19 protein-coding genes are annotated in these 16078 nt (G+C 66.1%); 7 read left to right on the top strand and 12 right to left on the bottom strand.

What is annotated here, in order from left to right:
- Positions 1-14: 14 nt before the first annotated feature.
- Genes paaI through paaA form a run of 8 tightly spaced genes read right to left on the bottom strand, consistent with a single transcriptional unit; the run spans position 15 to position 6599 of the window.
- Positions 15-494, bottom strand: a complete 480-nt coding sequence (gene paaI / locus V6M89_RS09140; RefSeq protein ID WP_332852897.1) for a hydroxyphenylacetyl-CoA thioesterase PaaI — start codon at positions 492-494, stop codon at positions 15-17.
- Positions 487-2079 (bottom strand): 3-hydroxyacyl-CoA dehydrogenase PaaH, encoded by a 1593-nt coding sequence (paaH, locus tag V6M89_RS09135; RefSeq protein WP_332852896.1) that lies wholly within the window; start codon positions 2077-2079, stop codon positions 487-489. The genes paaI and paaH overlap by 8 nt, the downstream gene beginning before the upstream one ends.
- A 1-nt stretch (position 2080) precedes the next feature.
- A complete protein-coding gene (gene paaG / locus V6M89_RS09130; RefSeq protein ID WP_332852895.1) occupies positions 2081-2872 on the bottom strand; it encodes a 2-(1,2-epoxy-1,2-dihydrophenyl)acetyl-CoA isomerase PaaG in 792 nt (263 codons plus the stop codon).
- 22 nt (positions 2873-2894) lie between these two features.
- Positions 2895-3974, bottom strand: a complete 1080-nt coding sequence (gene paaE / locus V6M89_RS09125; protein ID WP_332852894.1) for a 1,2-phenylacetyl-CoA epoxidase subunit PaaE — start codon at positions 3972-3974, stop codon at positions 2895-2897.
- A gap of 7 nt (positions 3975-3981) precedes the next feature.
- A complete protein-coding gene (gene paaD / locus V6M89_RS09120; protein ID WP_332852893.1) occupies positions 3982-4539 on the bottom strand; it encodes a 1,2-phenylacetyl-CoA epoxidase subunit PaaD in 558 nt (185 codons plus the stop codon).
- A 13-nt stretch (positions 4540-4552) separates the two neighbouring features.
- Positions 4553-5305: a 1,2-phenylacetyl-CoA epoxidase subunit PaaC gene (gene paaC / locus V6M89_RS09115; RefSeq protein ID WP_332852892.1), complete on the bottom strand. Its 753-nt coding sequence runs from the start codon at positions 5303-5305 to the stop codon at positions 4553-4555.
- Between the two features lie 12 nt (positions 5306-5317).
- Entirely contained in the window at positions 5318-5602 is a 285-nt protein-coding gene (gene paaB / locus V6M89_RS09110; protein WP_020701068.1) for a 1,2-phenylacetyl-CoA epoxidase subunit PaaB, read from the bottom strand.
- Positions 5603-5612: 10 nt separating this feature from the next.
- Positions 5613-6599 carry a 1,2-phenylacetyl-CoA epoxidase subunit PaaA gene (gene paaA, locus V6M89_RS09105; protein ID WP_332852891.1) on the bottom strand — a complete coding sequence of 329 codons (987 nt, stop codon included), beginning with the start codon at positions 6597-6599 and terminating at the stop codon, positions 5613-5615.
- Positions 6600-6775: 176 nt separating this feature from the next.
- On the opposite strand from paaA, the gene paaX reads away from it, so the two are divergent.
- Positions 6776-7702 carry a phenylacetic acid degradation operon negative regulatory protein PaaX gene (paaX, locus tag V6M89_RS09100; protein ID WP_332852890.1) on the top strand — a complete coding sequence of 309 codons (927 nt, stop codon included), beginning with the start codon at positions 6776-6778 and terminating at the stop codon, positions 7700-7702.
- Here paaX and V6M89_RS09095 read toward each other — a convergent pair.
- Both V6M89_RS09095 and V6M89_RS09090 read right to left on the bottom strand, forming a co-directional pair.
- Positions 7699-7995, bottom strand: a complete 297-nt coding sequence (locus tag V6M89_RS09095; RefSeq protein ID WP_332852889.1) for a DUF2442 domain-containing protein — start codon at positions 7993-7995, stop codon at positions 7699-7701. The genes paaX and V6M89_RS09095 overlap by 4 nt on opposite strands.
- The gene (locus V6M89_RS09090) at positions 7967-8206 is read right to left on the bottom strand and encodes a DUF4160 domain-containing protein (protein ID WP_332852888.1); all 240 of its coding nucleotides are present in this window, start codon (positions 8204-8206) and stop codon (positions 7967-7969) included. The genes V6M89_RS09095 and V6M89_RS09090 overlap by 29 nt, the downstream gene beginning before the upstream one ends.
- Positions 8207-8370: 164 nt before the next feature.
- On the opposite strand from V6M89_RS09090, the gene V6M89_RS09085 reads away from it, so the two are divergent.
- Both V6M89_RS09085 and V6M89_RS09080 read left to right on the top strand, forming a co-directional pair.
- On the top strand, positions 8371-9501 hold the full coding sequence (locus V6M89_RS09085) for a M14 family metallopeptidase (protein WP_116991762.1): 1131 nt from the start codon (positions 8371-8373) through the stop codon (positions 9499-9501).
- A gap of 101 nt (positions 9502-9602) precedes the next feature.
- Positions 9603-10715 carry a hypothetical protein gene (locus tag V6M89_RS09080; protein ID WP_332852887.1) on the top strand — a complete coding sequence of 371 codons (1113 nt, stop codon included), beginning with the start codon at positions 9603-9605 and terminating at the stop codon, positions 10713-10715.
- Positions 10716-10722: 7 nt separating this feature from the next.
- On the opposite strand, the gene pmbA is transcribed toward V6M89_RS09080, so the two are convergent.
- Positions 10723-12075: a metalloprotease PmbA gene (gene pmbA, locus V6M89_RS09075; protein ID WP_332852886.1), complete on the bottom strand. Its 1353-nt coding sequence runs from the start codon at positions 12073-12075 to the stop codon at positions 10723-10725.
- Between the two features lie 94 nt (positions 12076-12169).
- On the opposite strand from pmbA, the gene yjgA reads away from it, so the two are divergent.
- From yjgA to V6M89_RS09060, 3 genes are read left to right on the top strand one after another with little or no spacing between them, the layout of a single operon-like run.
- Positions 12170-12766: a ribosome biogenesis factor YjgA gene (gene yjgA, locus V6M89_RS09070; RefSeq protein WP_332852885.1), complete on the top strand. Its 597-nt coding sequence runs from the start codon at positions 12170-12172 to the stop codon at positions 12764-12766.
- Complete coding sequence (gene mog, locus V6M89_RS09065; RefSeq protein ID WP_332852884.1) at positions 12756-13364, top strand: molybdopterin adenylyltransferase; 609 nt, start codon at positions 12756-12758, stop codon at positions 13362-13364. Before yjgA ends, mog begins: the two co-directional genes overlap by 11 nt.
- A gap of 8 nt (positions 13365-13372) precedes the next feature.
- On the top strand, positions 13373-14038 hold the full coding sequence (locus tag V6M89_RS09060) for an alpha/beta hydrolase (RefSeq protein ID WP_332852883.1): 666 nt from the start codon (positions 13373-13375) through the stop codon (positions 14036-14038).
- A 32-nt stretch (positions 14039-14070) separates the two neighbouring features.
- Here V6M89_RS09060 and V6M89_RS09055 read toward each other — a convergent pair whose 3' ends face one another.
- Entirely contained in the window at positions 14071-14622 is a 552-nt protein-coding gene (locus tag V6M89_RS09055) for a carboxymuconolactone decarboxylase family protein (RefSeq protein WP_332852882.1), read from the bottom strand.
- Between the two features lie 119 nt (positions 14623-14741).
- Between V6M89_RS09055 and V6M89_RS09050 the strand changes: the two genes are divergently transcribed.
- Positions 14742-16073 (top strand): aspartate aminotransferase family protein, encoded by a 1332-nt coding sequence (locus V6M89_RS09050; protein ID WP_332852881.1) that lies wholly within the window; start codon positions 14742-14744, stop codon positions 16071-16073.
- Positions 16074-16078 lie beyond the last annotated feature (5 nt).

Below are 16078 nucleotides of genomic sequence, written 5' to 3'. Positions count from 1 at the left end.
GTGTCTCCCCCTCTTTACTCGGCGTGCTGCGGCAAAATATGTCCGCTGACGCGGTGCGATTTACCCCGGAACAGCGCGACGGTGCGGCCGTCCTGATTCGTGACCTTGACGTCGTAGACGCCGCTCTTGCCGGCCAGCGCCTGCTCGGTCGCGTCGGCGGTCAGCACGTCGTGCAGGCGGGCCGGCGCGAGGTAGTCGATGGTGCAGCCGGCGCCCACGGTGGTCAGATTGTGGCTATTGCAGGCGAAGGCGAAAGCGCTGTCGGCCAGCGTGAAAATAAAGCCGCCGTGGCAGCTGCCATGGCCGTTCAACATGTCTGCGCGCACCGGCATCGACATGCGGGCGTGGCCGGGAGCGATGGCGTCGATCGTCATGCCCAGGCCCTGCGAGGCCGGGTCGCTGTCGAACATGGCGGCGCCGACGGCTTGCGCCAGCGCCTGTGCTTCCTCGGCATTCAGCGCGGGCGCGGCGGCCAGCATGGCGGTCTTAGTCATGGAAGCGCCCTCCTGCGGCCTGCTTGCGGCGCAGGAGTGGCGACACGCGGTAGCGGTCCTCGCCATAGCCTGCGGCCAGGTTGGACAACACGGCGACGATCTGTCCGATGCCGACGGCGTCGGCCCAGGCCAGCGGACCGCGTGGGTAATTGACGCCCTTCTGCATGGCGATGTCCGCCGCTTGCGCGCTGCAGACACCCTGGTTGACGGCATCCGCCGCCTCGTTGGCCAGCATGGCGACAGTGCGCATGACGGCCATGCCGGGCACGTCGTCCAGCCGCGTGACGGTGAAGCCGGCCGCCTGGAACAGGCCGACCACGGCGTTGAAGGCCGCAGGCGAACATTGGTCCGCGCAGCTGACGGCGATGCGCTTGGCGGTGGCGTAGTCCAGCGCCAGGTCGAACAGCACCGTGTCCGGATGATGGCTGTCGTGCGCGCGCTGGGTGGCGCTGCGGCCATCGGTCAGGTAGATGGCGGCGCCGTTGCAGTGGAAGGCCGGCGCGTCGTCGGTGCCGGCGACGTGGCCGCGCGCTTCCGGCGTCTTGCGGTGCGAGATATTGATGCCCGAGGCGCGCAGGCGCGCCGCCAGCGCGTCGCAAACCGCGCCGCCGACCGCATGCGACGGACCGACCGCGGCCCCCGGCTCGATGGTGTAGCTGGCGAATTCCGGCTTCGGCTGCGCGGCTTCCGCCTGCGGCTGCGGCACAGCAGGAGCGGCATCGCCGTAGTGGTAGAAGCCACGGCCCGATTTGCGACCGAGGAAACCGGCGTTGACCATCTCCTGCTGCAGCACCGACGGCGTAAAGCGCGGATCGTTGAAGTAGGCGCCGAACACCGATTGCGTGACCGAGAAATTGACGTCATGCCCGATCAGGTCCATCAGCTCGAATGGCCCCATGCGGAAGCCGCCGCAATCGCGCATGACGGCGTCGATGGTGGCGGCGTCGGCGGCCTGCTCGTTCAGCAGGCGCCAGCCTTCGGCGTAGAACGGCCGCGCCACGCGGTTGACGATGAAGCCCGGCGTGGACTTGGCGTGCACCGGCAGCTTGCCCCACGCGGCGGCGGTGTCGTACACGGCTTGCGCGACGGCGGCGTCGGTGGCCAGGCCGCTGATCACTTCGACCAGCGCCATCAACGGTACCGGATTAAAGAAGTGCATGCCAACCAGCCGCGCCGGCAGGCGCAGCTTGGCGGCGACGGCGGTGACGGAAATCGAAGAGGTGTTGGTGGCCAGGATGCAGTCGTCGGCGACGATGGCTTCCAGCTCGGCGAACAGGCCGCGCTTGACGTCGAGGTTTTCGACGATGGCTTCGACCACCAGCGCGGCGTCGGCGATGTCGCTCAGCGTGATAGCAGCCTGCACGCGGGCGATGGCGGCGGCGCAATCGATGGCGCTCATGCGCTCCTTGGCCACCAGCTTGTTCAGCGCGGCGGCGATATCGGACATGGCCTTGGCCACGGCTTCCGGCCGGGTGTCGAACAGCTTGACGGTGTAGCCGGCGACGGCGGCCACCTGCGCGATGCCGGCGCCCATGGCGCCGCTGCCTATGACGGCGACCGCGCGGTCGGTATGAAGTGCTGCCATCTTATTTCCCCTTGAATTGCGGCGCGCGCTTTTCCATGAAGGCGGCCACGCCTTCGCGGTAGTCATCGCTGCGACCCAGTTCGCTCATCATTTCGCATTCCAGCGCCAGCTGCTGTTGCAGTGAATTGTGCGGGCTGCAATGCAAGGCTTGTTTGGTGAACGCCAGGCCCTTGGTCGGCGCGGTGGCGAAGTGACGCGCCATCGCCTGCGTTTCGGCGGCCAGTTCGTCGTCCGGCACGGCCTTCCAGATCAGCCCCCAGGACTCGGCTTTTTCGGCGCTGAGTTTATCGCCCAGCATGGCCAGGCCCATGGCGCGCGCGCTGCCGATCAGGCGTGGCAGGAAGTAGGTGCCGCCGGTGTCGGGAATCAGGCCCAGTTTGCAGAACACTTCGACGAAGGACGCGGATTTGGCGGCCAGCACGATGTCGCAGGCCAGCGCGATGTTGGCGCCTGCGCCGGCGGCCACGCCGTTGACGGCGCAGATCACCGGCATCGGCAAGGCGCGCAGCGCCAGCACCAGCGGGGCGTAGTTCTTTTCCACCGAGTCGCCCAGGTCGACCGGACGGGCGCCCGGCTCCACCGAACGGTCCGACAAATCCTGGCCGGCGCAGAAGCCGCGGCCGGCACCGGTCAGCACCATCACGCGCACGGTCTTGTCGTGGCTGATCTTGTGCATGGCGTGGCGCACTTCCTCGTGCATGGCCTGGGTGAAGCTGTTGAGCTTATCGGGGCGGTTCAGCGTCAGCGTGGCGATGCCGTCGGTGATGTCGAAGAGGATGTTCTCGTAGTTCATGGCGTCTCCGGTGGGATGTTTTTTATTCGGCCTGGTCGAAGTCGATGACGACCTTGTCGGTGATGGGGAAGCTCTGGCAGCTCAACACATAGCCGCGCGCGATTTCGTAGTCTTCCAGCGCGTAGTTGACGTCCATGTCGACTTTACCTTCGAGCAGCTTGCAGCGGCAGGTCGAGCACACGCCGCCCTTGCACGAGTAGCGCATGTCGATGCCGGCCTTGAGGCCCGCGTCGAGCAGCGATTCCTTGTCCTGGTCCATGGTGAAGCTGGTGGCGTTGCCGTCCAGGATAACCGTGACTTCGGTTTCGTGGCGGCCCGCTTGCGGATCGACCGCGCGTGGCTTGTGCTGGTGCTTGGGTATGCTGGCGGCGAACAGCTCGATCTTGATCTGCGCCTTCGGCATGCCGGCTTCCTGCAGGGCTTCGGAGACGCCGAGCATCATGTCTTCCGGGCCGCAGATGAAGGCGACGTCGATGTCTTCCACCCACACCCAGTGCTTGAGGAATTGCGCCGCCTTCTCCTTGGTGATGCGGCCGTTGAACAATTCGATGTCCTGCTGCTCGCGGCTCATCACGTAGGCCAGCTTGAGACGCTCCATGTAGGTGTCCTTCAGGTCGGACAGTTCGTCCTTGAAGATCACCGACGACGAGGCGCGGTTGCCGTAGAAGAGCGTGAAGCGGCTGTGCGGCTCGGCCGCCAGCGTGGTCTTGATGATCGACAGGATAGGCGTGATGCCGCTGCCGGCGGCGAAGGCCAGGTAGTGCTTGTGGTTGGCGGCGTCCAGCGGCACGTTGAAGTGGCCCATCGGCGGCATCACGTCGAGCGTGATGCCGGGCTTGATGGTGTCGTTGGCCCAGCTGGAGAACAGCCCGCCCTGGGTGCGCTTGATGGCCACGCGCAGCGCGCCTTCCTGCACGGCGGAGCAGATCGAGTACGAGCGGCGCACGTCTTCGTCGCCGATCTGGGCGCGCAGCGTCAGGTGCTGGCCTTGCTGGAAGGTGAAGCTCTGTTGCAGTTCGGGCGGCACGGCGAAGGTGACGGCGATGGTGTCGCGCGTTTCATTGCGCACTTGCGAGACGGTCAGCGGGTGGAATTTGCTCATGATCTTTTTAGTGGCACTTGAAGTAGTCAAAGGGCTCGCGGCAGTCCAGGCATTTGTACAAGGCCTTGCAGGGAGTGGAGCCGAACTGGCTGGTGATTTCGGTGTGGTGCGAGCCGCAGTTGGGACAGGCCACCGTCAGGCGGGGCTGCGCGCGGCGCGAGATGGCGGCCAGCGCGCCCGTTGCGCCGGCGCCCGCGCGCAGGCCGCTGATGTCGATCACCTGCTGCGCCGGCGGGGCGATGCCGTAGCCTTGCAGCTTGGCCTTGCCCTCTTCGCTCATCCAGTCGGTGGTCCAGGCTGGAGAGAGCTGGTTTTGCAGGCGGACGTCTTGCAGGCCGTGTCCGTGCAGGGCTTCGGTGATGGCGTCGGCGATCACTTGCATCGCCGGGCAGCCGGAATAGGTCGGCGTGATGGTGACGGTGCAGGCGCCGTCGGCAGCCAGCTGCACGTCGCGCACGATGCCCAGGTCGACGATCGAGATGACCGGGATTTCGGGGTCGGAGACCTCGCCCAGCCAGGCCCAAACCTGGGCGGCGGCGGGAGCGTTGATGGCGGCGGCTGTCATGGCGGGCTCGCTGTTACCAGGTGGAGCCAGGATAGGCGCGCTGCAGGAACTGCATCTCGGCCAGGATGTAGCCCAGGTGCTCGCTGTGGCGGCCTTGCTTGCCGCCGCTCTGCATCCAGGCGTCGGCCGGCGGCATGGCCAGCGTGGCTTCGGCCAGGATCTCGGCCACGTGCGCCAGCCATTGCGCGCGCAGGTCGGCGGCGGCTGGGGCCACGCCTTCGGCCACCATCGCTTCATCGATGGCGTCGTAGGCGAACACCTCGCCGCTGTACATCCACAGTTCGTTCACGGCCGCCTGCGTCTTGGCGTGGCTGACGTCCGTGCCGTCGCCCAGGCGCACGATCAAGTCGCCGCTGCGGCGCAGGTGGTAGGTCACTTCCTTCAGCGATTTCTCGGCGATGGCGGCGATGCGCGTGTCGCTGCTGCGCGTCAGGCCGACGATCAGGAAGTAGTGCCACGCATCGAAGAAGAACTGGCGCACCATGGTGTCGGCGTAGTTGCCGTTCGGTTGCTCCAGCAGCAGGCAGTTCTTGAAGTCGTGGGCGTCGCGGTGGTAGGCCAGCTTGTCTTCGTCACGGCCTGCTCCTTCCAGCTCGCCCGCGTACTCGTACCACAAACGGGTCTGGCCCAGCAGGTCCAGCGCGACGTTGGTCAGCGCCATGTCCTCTTCCAGCGCCGGGCCCTTGCCGCACAGCTGCGACAGTTGCTGGCTCAGGATCAGGGCGTTGTCACCCAATCGCAATAAATAATTTACCTTGTTTTGCACGGTGCGCCTCGCTTACAGGTTCTTGACTTCTTCCGGCATCGGGAAGAAGGTCGGGTGGCGATACACCTTGCTGTTGGACGGCTCGAACAGCGCGCCCTTGTCGCCAGGGCTGCTGGCGACGATGTCGGCCGCGCGCACGACCCAGATGCTGACGCCTTCATTGCGGCGGGTGTAGACATCGCGCGCGTTGTTGACCGCCATTTCGGCGTCCGGCGCGTGCAGGCTGCCGACGTGTTTGTGCGCCAGCCCGTGCTGGCTGCGGATGAAGACTTCCCACAGTGGCCATTCTTTGCTCATCTTGATCTCCTTATGCTGCCTTGGCGGTGGCGTGTTTGTCGGCGTGGGCGACCAGCGCTTCACGGAACCAGGCGCCGTCGTCCCAGGCCTTGACGCGGGTGCGCAGGCGCTCGCGGTTGCACGGGCCGTTGCCCTTCAAGACGTTGTGGAACTCGCTCCAGTCGATGGCGCCGAATTCGTAGTGGCCGGTTTCGGCGTTGAATTTCAAATCCGGGTCGGGCACGGTCAGGCCCAGGTATTCGGCTTGCGGCACGGTCTGGTCGACCATGCGCTGGCGCAGCTCGTCGTTGGAGAACAGCTTGATCCGCCATTGCGCCGACTGCGCGCTGTTGACCGATTCGGCGTCGGACGGGCCGAACATCATCAGCGACGGCCACCACCAGCGGTTGAGCGCATCCTGCGCCATCGCCTTCTGTTCCGGCGTGCCTTTGGCCAGCGCCATCATGATGTCGTAGCCCTGGCGCGCGTGGAAGGATTCTTCCTTGCAGACGCGGATCATGGCGCGCGCATACGGGCCGTAGGAGCAGCGGCACAGCGGGATCTGGTTGATGATGGCCGAGCCGTCGACCAGCCAGCCGATCGCGCCCATGTCGGCCCATGACAGGGTCGGGTAGTTGAAGATGCTGGAATACTTGGCCTTGCCGCTGTGCAGGGCGGCCAGCAGCTCGTCGCGCGACACGCCCAGCGTCTCGGCGGCGCTGTACAGGTACAGGCCGTGGCCGGCCTCGTCCTGGATCTTGGCCAGCAGGATGGATTTGCGTTTCAGCGTAGGCGCGCGGGTCACCCAGTTGCCCTCGGGCAGCTGGCCGACGATTTCCGAGTGCGCGTGCTGGGAAATCTGCCGGATCAGGGTCTTGCGGTAGGCGTCCGGCATCCAGTCCTTGGCCTCGATCTTGACGCCGTCGTCGATGCGGGCCTGGAAGGCGCGCTCGTCGGCGGCCATGTCGTCCGCCGTGCGGACCGTGCTCAGGCCCGTCTCCACCATTTGTGCATACATCGCTGTCTCCTCATCGCTGATGATCCATAATACGATACATATTTTGCTTTGACTACGATTTTTTTGACTCAGATCATAAATCAGTATCCCATCGGCAACGACGGTGAAATAAATGCTGCGCCGATGGTCAGGCAAAGTAAACTCTTGTTTGTGTGTATAGAAAGAGATGCCTGCCCATGAATTGCAACGACTGGATAACCGGATTTTTGGCCAGCGACCCGCCGCGCTCGAAATCGCTGGTGGTGACCATCTTCGGCGACGCCATCGTGCCGCACGGGGGCATGGTGTGGCTGGGCAGCCTGATCGAGCTGCTGGCGCCATTCGGCGTCAACGACCGACTGCTGCGCACCTCGGTGTTCCGGCTGGCGCAGGAAGGCTGGCTGGGGGCGCAGCGCGACGGCCGCCGCAGCTCGTACGCGATCACGCCGCCGGCGATGACGCGCTTCGTGCACGCCTACCGCCGCATCTACGCGCCGCTGAATGTGCACTGGGACGGCAGCTGGACCCTGATCCTCAACGGCGACGGCGCGCTCAACGCGGCCGAGCGCAGCGCGGTGCGCAAGGAGTTGCTGTGGGAAGGCTATAGCGTGATCGCGCCCGGCATCATGGGCCATCCGGCGGCCGACGGCCCGGCGCTGGACGAGCTGCTCAAGCGGCTGGGCGTGGCGGGCAAGCTGTTCGTGGTGCAGGGCAAGGCCATGCGCCAGGTCAGCAGCCGGGCCTTGAGCGACCTGGTGGCCGACGGCTGGGACCTGAGCGGCGTGGCGCAGGGTTACCAGCAGTTTATCGCGCAGTTCGAGCCGCTGCTGGCGGCGGTGCGGGCGGCTGAAGCGGAAGGCGGACTGGCGCCGCAGCAAGCCTACGTGGTGCGCACCTTGCTCATCCACGCCTACCGCCGGGTGCAACTGCACGATCCGCAACTGCCGGTCGAGCTGCTGCCGACGCCGTGGCCGGGCGCGCTGGCCTACGAGCTGACGCGGGCCATCTACCAGGCCGTCTACGCCGCCGCCGAGCAGCACATCGACGCCACGCTGCGCCGCGAGGACACCGAAGCCCCCGCCGCCGAGCCCGCCTTCTTCGACCGCTTCGGCGGGCTGGCTTAACGCTGGGGCGGCGTCAGCGCGGCGACCAGCGGAAACGCGGCAGGATCGCGCAGCGAGGCGACCGACAAATCGATATCCAGCGCAGGCCAGTACAGGTGATCGGCGCTGGGACGCTGCACATCGTCCAGTTGCGCCAGCGTGACGCCGGCGAACCAGGGAAAGTCCGCATAGGCGGCGTACAGTTTTTCATTGCCGAGATCGACCCAGAAACCGTGCGGCGAAATATCGAGGATGCGGACTTCGCCGCCCCGCCCAATTGATGACTCAGGGTGAGAAATACGTGCGCCAGACATTTTGCATCTCCTGTTGGTGCGCGGCGACAAACCGCGCAGCCGTTTGCAACTGCTGCGCCGACAGGCCGGTCTGCCACGCCAGCGCGACCTCCGGCTCCAGCCAGAATTTCGCCGCGCCGTCAGGGTGAGACACGTGCACATGCATCCGAGTTTCCTCGCGCGAGAAAAAGAAGTAACGGAAGCCGGCTTGACGAAACAGCGTGGGGGTCATGGGGATTGTACTCCTGCGACAGCCCCCTCAACTTGGCAAAGCCGGCACGACCGGCATTGCGCTGGCGCAGACTTGACCCCGGGCTTGGCGCGACCCTGTATCATGTCGCCACTGCGCCACAAGCGCAAACAAACTTCTTACATAGAATTTACCGGGATTCAGCCATGTCTATCAAAATCAGCCAGCAATTCGACGCCGGCGCCATCGAGGTCCTGCGTGCCGACGATCCGGCCGCCATCGACCTGAACATCCGCAAGGACTCGCACGCCGACATCACGCAATGGTTTTATTTCCGCGTGCAGGGCGCGCAAGCCACGCCGCTGGCGCTGCGCTTCCTGAACGCCGGCACCGCCGCCTACCCTGACGGCTGGAAAGACTACCAGGCCGTCGCCAGCTACGACCGCGACAACTGGTTCCGCGTGCCGACCACCTATGACGGCACCGTCATGACCATCAACCACACGCCGGAATACGACAGCGTCTACTACGCCTATTTCGAACCGTACTCGTGGGAACGCCACCTGTCGCTGCTGGACAACGCGCAACTGTCGCCGCTGGTCAAGCTGGTCGACCTGGGCAACACCATCGACGGCCGCGACCTGAACATGCTGGTCATCGGCGATCCGGAAGCGGAGCAGAAAGTCTGGGTCATCGCGCGCCAGCATCCGGGCGAGACGATGGCCGAGTGGTTCGTCGAAGGCATGGTCGAGGCGCTGCTGGACCCGGCCAATCCGTTCGGCCGCCAGTGCCTGAAGGAAGCCGTGTTCTACGTGGTGCCGAACATGAACCCGGACGGCTCGGTACGCGGCAACCTGCGCACCAACGCGGCCGGCGCCAACCTGAACCGCGAGTGGCTGAACCCGACCATGGAACGCAGCCCGGAAGTGTTCCTGGTCAAGAACAAGATGCTGGAAATCGGTTGCGACCTGTGCCTGGACATCCACGGCGACGAAGGCCTGCCTTACGTGTTCGTGGCGGGCAGCGAGTCGCTGCCGACCTTCACGCCGGACCAGGAAGAAGCGCAGCAATACTTCATCGACAATTTCCTGATCGCCAGCCCGGACTTCCAGGACGAGTACGGCTACGGCGAAACGCCGTACACCGACGAAACCCTGACCATGGGCTCGCCGCACATCACCCACGCCTTCGGCTGCCTGTCGCTGACCTTGGAGATGCCGTTCAAGGACAACGCCAACGATCCGGATCCGGACACCGGCTGGAACGGCGCCCGCAGCGCCGAACTGGGCAAGTCGGTGTTGCAACCTGTGCTGCAATCGCTGCTGGCGCAGGCATAACACGCTGAGCCTGTTCCCTGCGGCGCGACAATGTCGCCGCCGCAGGGGAAAATACACTGGACCTCATCGGCGCACCCACGCGCCGCGACTGGAGGTTCAGCATGCATACCCCGACTTGGAAACGCCGCGCACTGCTATTGCTTGTGTTGATGCTGTGCGCCTGCACCACGCCCTACCGTCCGCCGCAACTGTTGGACGCCGGCGCCACCTTCCCCGGCCTGATCGAACTGGCCGCCAGCGCCCAAGGCAAGAACGCCGACGTGTTGCTGGTGCACGGCATCTGTACCCATGACGCCAGTTGGGCCGGCGTGGTGGTAGGCCAGCTGATGCAGTCGCTCACGAGCGCGAGCAGTTCGTCGTCCGCCCACGCCGCCACTGGCGGGCCACAGGTCCAGATCGTCTCGTCCAACGTCCAGACGCCCGCCGGCCGCCTGCGTTTCGACGCTTTGATCTGGTCGCCGCTGACCACCACCCTCAAGCGCCAGCTGTGCTACGACCAGACCGGCAAGTCGTCCATCTGCGAAGGCGCGCCACCGTTCACGTCCACCCGCGCCCGCCTCAACGCGCGCTTCAAGGATGGCTTGATCGATGATTGCCTGCCCGACGCGCTGGTCTACCAGGGCGTGGCGCGCGACGACATCCAGCGCCGCATGCGCGATGCGATCCTGCAAGTGCTGGGCGCCGGCGACGCCGCGCCCGATGTACCGCTGGTGGTGATTTCGCATAGCATGGGCAGCAAGATCCTGTTCGATACCCTGCTGCGCATGACGGAGGAGGCGCCCGGCTCGCGCGCGGCGCTGGTGGCGCAAAAGGCGGTGGATCGCCTGCGCTTGCTGGTGATGGCGGCCAACCAGATACCCTTGCTGTCGCTGGCCGACCAGCAGATAGCCACGCCGGCGCTGGCCCCGGCCACGCCTGACAGTCTGCAACGGCTGTTGCAAAAGCGGCTGGCGGTGGAAGGGGCGGCCGCCGACCGGCGCCTGACGCTGGTGGCGTTCACCGATCCGAACGACCTGTTGTCGTACACGCTGCCATCGGAGAAATATGCGCGCCAGGGCGTGACGGTTTACAACGTCCTGGTCTCCAACGCGAGCACCTACTTCGGCCTGCTGGAGCGCCCCGACTACGCGCATCTGAACTACCTGACCAACCCCGACGTCGGCCGCCTGATCGCTTGCGGGCTGCCGTCAAGCGCGCACTGCAAGCGGGACTAACCAGCGATCAGCCGCCGGCCACCACCATGTTTTCGATCAGGATGGAGCCGGTCTGCTTGGTGCCGCGCACCAGCACGTCCGCGCCGACGGCGACGATCTGCGCCAGCATGTCCTTCATATTGCCGGCGATGGTGATTTCCTCCACCGGATACTGGATCACACCGTTCTCGACCCAATAGCCCGATGCGCCGCGCGAGTAATCGCCGGTCACGTAGTTGGTGCCCTGGCCCATCAGCTCGGTCACCAGCAGGCCGGTGCCCATCTTGCGCAGCATGGCGGCGAAGTCGTCGCCCTTCTTGGTCAGCGACGAGGTCAGCGACAGGTTGTGCGAACCGCCGGCATTGCCGGTGGTCTTCATGCCCAGCTTGCGCGCCGAATAGGTCGACAGGAAATAGCCCTGCACCACGCCATCCTTGACCACGTCGCGCTTGACGGTGCGTACGCCTTCTTCATCGAACGGCGCCGAGCCGACGCCGCCGATCACATGCGGATCTTCCTTGATCTGGATATGCTTCGGCAGCACCTGCTTGCCCAGCGAGTCCAGCAGGAAGCTGGACTTGCGGTACAGCGAACCGCCCGAGGTCGCCTGCACGAAGGCGCCCAGCAGGCCGGCCGCCAGCGGCGCCTCGAACAGCACCGGGCAGGTGCGGGTGTCGATGGTGCGCGCGTTCAGGCGCGCCAGCGCGCGCTCGGCGGCGTAACGGCCGATCGCTTCCGGCGCCGACATCTGCTTGGCGTCGCGCACCGAGGTGTACCAGTCGTCGCGCTGCATCTTCGAGCCCTTGCCGGCGATCATCGCCACCGACAGCGTGTGGCGCGAATACGGATAGCCGCCGATGAAGCCGCGCGAGTTGGCCGACACGAAGTGCGACTGCTGCACGTGCACGCCGGCGCCTTCCGAATTGGTGACACGCGGATCGACCTCGAAGCCGGCCGCTTCGGCGCGCTGCGCCAGCGTCACCGCGTCGGCGGTCGAGATATCCCACGGATAGAACAGTTTCAGGTCGCGCGGCGCCAGTTCCAGCTGGTCGGCGTCGGCCAGGCCGGCGCATTCATCGTCCGAGGTGAAGCGGGCGATGTTGTAGGCCGCCTCCACCGTCGCCTTCAGCGCGGCCGGCGAAAAGTCCGAGGTGCTGGCGTTGCCGCGGCGCTGGCCGATGAACACCGTCACCCCCATGCCCTTGTCCTTGTTTTGCTCGATGGTCTCGATTTTGCTCTTGCGTACCGACACCGACAAGCCGCTGCCTTCGCTGATTTCGACGGCGCAATCGGTGCCGCCCTGCTCCTTGGCGAACGCCAGCACATCGCGTGCGAGCTGCTTCAACTGGTCCTGGGTGTGGGTAAAATGGGTATCGCTCATGGGCTGTAATCTTCGGGTGGCCGCTAAAACAGGTATCATAGCAGTCGTTTACAGTTTACAGGTGCGGCCACGTGCCGAACCGAAAGTTAATATTATGGTAAATCCCAACCGCGGAGCCGTCGGCTTCAGCTCCACCGAATTCGAACAAGAATACGAACGCCCGTCCAAAACCGAGCTTAAACGCCAGTCGGACGCCCTGCAGAAGATGGGCGAAACCCTGGTCGAAGCCCCGCGCGACCGCGTCAAGCGCGTGCCGATGCCGGAGGACGTGCTGGACGCCATCCTGGCCTGCCAGCAGATCACCAACCACGAGGGCCGCCGCCGCCAGATGCAGTACGTCGGCAAGAAGATGCGCACCCTCGACGAGGCCGAAGTGGCCGTGATCCAGCAAACCATCGACAGCTGGAAGGGCGCCTCCAAGTCGGAGACGGCCGCCATGCACGCGCTGGAACGCCGCCGCGACAAGCTGCTGGTCGACGACAAGGCGCTGACCGTGCTGCTGGAAGAAAACCCGGAACTGGACGTGCAGCACCTGCGCACCCTGATCCGCAACGCCCGCAAGGAACAGGCCGAGAGCAAGCCGCCGAAGGCCTACCGCGAGATCTTCCAGATCCTCAAGCAGATCGAGTCCAAGAAGGGCAAGGCCGCCGCCGAGACCGACGACGAAGACAGCGAGTCCGATGACGAGTAATGCAGACACCCTGGTGATCGGCCTGGTGTCGGTCTCCGACCGCGCCAGCGGCGGGGTCTACCAGGACCTGGGCCTGCCGGCCCTGCAAGACTGGCTGGCGCGCGCCCTGACCACTCCCTACCGTGTTGAAACCCGCCTGATCGCCGACGAACGCGCGCAGATCGAAGCCTCGCTGACCGAACTGGTCGACGTCGCCCGCTGCCACCTGGTGCTGACCACCGGCGGCACCGGCCCGGCGCGGCGCGATGTCACGCCCGAAGCCACGTTGGCCATCGGCACCAAGGAAATGCCCGGTTTCGGCGAGCAAATGCGCCAGATCAGCCTGCACTTCGTGCCGACCGCGATCCTGTCGCGCCAGACCGCCGTGATCCGCGAAACCGCCGGCCACGCCGCGCTGGTGCTGAACCTGCCCGGCCAGCCCAAGGCCATCGCCGAAACGCTGGGCGGCCTGAAGGACGCCGCCGGCGCCGTGCTGGTGGGCGGCATCTTCGCCGCCGTGCCTTACTGCGTCGACCTGATCGGCGGTCCCTACATGGAAACCGACCCGGCCGTGTGCAAGGCCTTCCGCCCCAAATCCGCGCTACGCCCACTACCCTGAGGACGCCCATGAGCACCCTGCTGCAAACCATCGAAAAAGAAACCGGCGCCAACCCAAGCGTGGCCATCATCTGGATGCACGGCCTGGGCGCCGACGCCAACGACTTCGTGCCCATGCTGCACGAGCTGGACCTGCGCGGCCTGCCGGCCATCCGCTTCATTTTCCCCAATGCCGACACCATGCCGGTGACCATCAACAACGGCTACGTGATGCGCGCCTGGTACGACATCGTCGCCAGCGACCTCGGTCGCCAGGAAGACGAAGCCGGCCTGCGCGCCTCGCAAGCCAAGGTGGAAGCGCTGATCGAGCGTGAAAAAGCGCGCGGCATCCCGGCCGAACGCATCATCCTGGCCGGCTTCTCGCAGGGCTGCGCGATGACGCTGCAAACCGGCATGCGCCTGCAGGAAAAGCTGGCCGGCCTGATGTGCTTGTCGGGCTATGTGCCGATCGCCGCCAAGGCCGCCGCCGAGCACACCCAGGCCAGCCTGGCCACGCCGATCTTCATGGTGCACGGCCGCATGGACCCGGTGATTCCGGTGGCCCGCGCCGAACAGTCGCGCGACCTGCTCCAGCAACTGGGCTACAGCGTCGAATGGCACGACTACGCGATGCAGCACTCGCTGTGCCAGGAAGAAGTGGACCACATCAGCGCCTGGCTGAAGAAAGTCCTTTAATCAGCGGGGGGCAAGTCTGACATTCGGTTTTTTTACGGCAACGGCGCTGCCGGCGAGGCCGGCACCGCCGTCTGCGCGGCGTTCATCACCATCGCCAAAAACGTGTAGTAGCCATTGATACCCATCAGGTCGACCACGCCGTGCTCGCCGAAGGCCGCCAGCGCCGCCGCATAGGTCTCGTCGTCGACCCGCTGCCGCTGGTGCAGCTGCAGGCAGAAATCGTGCACCAGCGCCTCGTCGGCCGCCATGCCGTCCGGCCGCCGGCGCGCCGCCACCGCCGCAATCACCTCGTCTGAAATGCCGTACTGGCGCGCGATCGGCTCGTGGATCGCCCACTCCACCTGCTGACTCCACTGGCGCGCCGTCACCAGGATCGCCAGCTCGGTCAGCCGCGTGCCGATCGCGCTGCGGTAGCGCAGGTACTCGCCCATGCGTTGCGCCGCCGCCATCAGCTCCGGGCTGCGGATCAGCGGCACGAACGGCCCGTACAAGGCCCCGCGCGGCCCGTCGATCACGGCCTGCGCCGCCACCTGCTGCGCCGCGCTCATGTCGGCAAACGGAATAGCTCCCAATCGGTCGGTCATCGCTGTCACTCCTGCTGGCATCCTGGTCAATTATTCGCACATGGTGCGGGATAGATCAACAGAACACAAGCCGATCGCGGCTATCGTCTGCTCTTCGTCACCCTGACCGAAAGGACGCCATGAGCCACATCATCCACCGCAACCTGCGCCGCGCCCCACCGCTGGCCGTCGGCGCCGCCGGCCTGACCGTGCGCGACAGCCAGGGCCGCAGCTATATCGACGCCAGCGGCGGCGCCGCCGTCTCCTCGCTGGGCCATGCCCATCCCGACGTGCTGGCCGCCATGCACGCCCAGATCGACCGCAACGCCTACGCCCACACCGCCTTCTTCAGCTGCGACGCCGCCGAGGAACTGGCCAGCCGCCTGGCCAACGACGCCCCCGGCGACCTCGATCACGTCTACCTGGTGTCGGGCGGTTCGGAAGCGATGGAGACCGCCCTCAAGCTGGCGCGCCAGTACTGGATGGAGGCGGGCCAGCCGCAGCGCGGCATGTTCATCGCCCGCCGCCAGAGCTACCACGGCAACACGCTGGGCGCGCTGGCGGTCGGCGGCAACGAATGGCGCCGCCGCCCGTTCGAATCGATGCTGATGGCGGTGCCGCGCGTCGCTCCCTGCTACGAATACCGCGACCGCGCCGACGGCCAGAGCACCGAAGACTACACCGCCGGCCTGCTGGCCGAAGTGGAAGCGACCATCGTCGAACACGGCCCTGAGCACATCATCGGCTTCGTCGCCGAGACGGTGGTCGGCGCCACCTCCGGCGCGGTGCCGCCCACGCCCGGCTACTTCCGCGGCGTGCGCAAGCTGTGCGACAAGTACGGCATCCTGCTGATACTCGATGAAGTCATGTGCGGCATGGGCCGCACCGGCACGCTGTACGCGTTTGAACAGGAGGGCGTGCTGCCGGACCTGGTGGTGCTGGGCAAAGGCCTGGGCGCCGGCTACCAGCCGATCGGCGCGGTGCTGGCGCGCCAGCACGTGGTGCGGCGGCTGCGCGAGGGCAGCGGCGCCTTCCAGCACGGCTACACCTACATGGGCCATCCGGTGGCCGCCGCCGCCGCGCTGGCGGTGCAGAAGGTGATACAGAGGGATTGTTTGCTGGGCGCCGTCACGGTGCGCGGCGCCGCCTTCCGCCGCATGCTGCGCGAGGCGTTCGGCAACCATCCGCACGTGGGCGACATCCGCGGGCGCGGCATGCTGCTGGCGCTGGAGCTGGTGCGGGACCGCGACAGCAAGGCGCCCTTCGATCCGGCCTGCCAGCTGCACGCGGCGGTCAAGGAGCAGGCCATGGCGCTGGGATTGATGGTGTACCCGATGGGCGGCACCATCGACGGCCGGCGCGGCGACCATATCCTGCTGGCGCCGCCGTTCATCGCCACCGAGGTCGAGCTGGCGGAAATCACCAGCCGGCTGGCCGACGCCCTGGCGCGGGCGCTGGTCAGCGCTACCTGAACCCC

This window comes from Duganella sp. S19_KUP01_CR8, from assembly GCF_036688705.1.
Lineage (GTDB): Bacteria > Pseudomonadota > Gammaproteobacteria > Burkholderiales > Burkholderiaceae_D > Rugamonas.
Note: the sequence above shows the minus strand (reverse complement) of the source record. Positions and strands in the feature narration are given on the sequence as shown.

What these genes read in the sequence shown, in the direction of transcription:
- paaI (WP_332852897.1), bottom strand. Translation starts at nt 494, where the DNA reads ATGACTAAGACCGCCATGCTGGCCGCCGCGCCCGCGCTGAATGCCGAG.
- paaH (WP_332852896.1), bottom strand. Translation starts at nt 2,079, where the DNA reads ATGGCAGCACTTCATACCGACCGCGCGGTCGCCGTCATAGGCAGCGGC.
- paaG (WP_332852895.1), bottom strand. Translation starts at nt 2,872, where the DNA reads ATGAACTACGAGAACATCCTCTTCGACATCACCGACGGCATCGCCACG.
- paaE (WP_332852894.1), bottom strand. Translation starts at nt 3,974, where the DNA reads ATGAGCAAATTCCACCCGCTGACCGTCTCGCAAGTGCGCAATGAAACG.
- paaD (WP_332852893.1), bottom strand. Translation starts at nt 4,539, where the DNA reads ATGACAGCCGCCGCCATCAACGCTCCCGCCGCCGCCCAGGTTTGGGCC.
- paaB (WP_020701068.1), bottom strand. Translation starts at nt 5,602, where the DNA reads ATGAGCAAAGAATGGCCACTGTGGGAAGTCTTCATCCGCAGCCAGCAC.
- paaA (WP_332852891.1), bottom strand. Translation starts at nt 6,599, where the DNA reads ATGTATGCACAAATGGTGGAGACGGGCCTGAGCACGGTCCGCACGGCG.
- paaX (WP_332852890.1), top strand. Translation starts at nt 6,776, where the DNA reads ATGAATTGCAACGACTGGATAACCGGATTTTTGGCCAGCGACCCGCCG.
- V6M89_RS09095 (WP_332852889.1), bottom strand. Translation starts at nt 7,995, where the DNA reads ATGTCTGGCGCACGTATTTCTCACCCTGAGTCATCAATTGGGCGGGGC.
- V6M89_RS09090 (WP_332852888.1), bottom strand. Translation starts at nt 8,206, where the DNA reads ATGACCCCCACGCTGTTTCGTCAAGCCGGCTTCCGTTACTTCTTTTTC.
- V6M89_RS09085 (WP_116991762.1), top strand. Translation starts at nt 8,371, where the DNA reads ATGTCTATCAAAATCAGCCAGCAATTCGACGCCGGCGCCATCGAGGTC.
- V6M89_RS09080 (WP_332852887.1), top strand. Translation starts at nt 9,603, where the DNA reads ATGCATACCCCGACTTGGAAACGCCGCGCACTGCTATTGCTTGTGTTG.
- pmbA (WP_332852886.1), bottom strand. Translation starts at nt 12,075, where the DNA reads ATGAGCGATACCCATTTTACCCACACCCAGGACCAGTTGAAGCAGCTC.
- yjgA (WP_332852885.1), top strand. Translation starts at nt 12,170, where the DNA reads ATGGTAAATCCCAACCGCGGAGCCGTCGGCTTCAGCTCCACCGAATTC.
- mog (WP_332852884.1), top strand. Translation starts at nt 12,756, where the DNA reads ATGACGAGTAATGCAGACACCCTGGTGATCGGCCTGGTGTCGGTCTCC.
- V6M89_RS09060 (WP_332852883.1), top strand. Translation starts at nt 13,373, where the DNA reads ATGAGCACCCTGCTGCAAACCATCGAAAAAGAAACCGGCGCCAACCCA.
- V6M89_RS09055 (WP_332852882.1), bottom strand. Translation starts at nt 14,622, where the DNA reads ATGACCGACCGATTGGGAGCTATTCCGTTTGCCGACATGAGCGCGGCG.
- V6M89_RS09050 (WP_332852881.1), top strand. Translation starts at nt 14,742, where the DNA reads ATGAGCCACATCATCCACCGCAACCTGCGCCGCGCCCCACCGCTGGCC.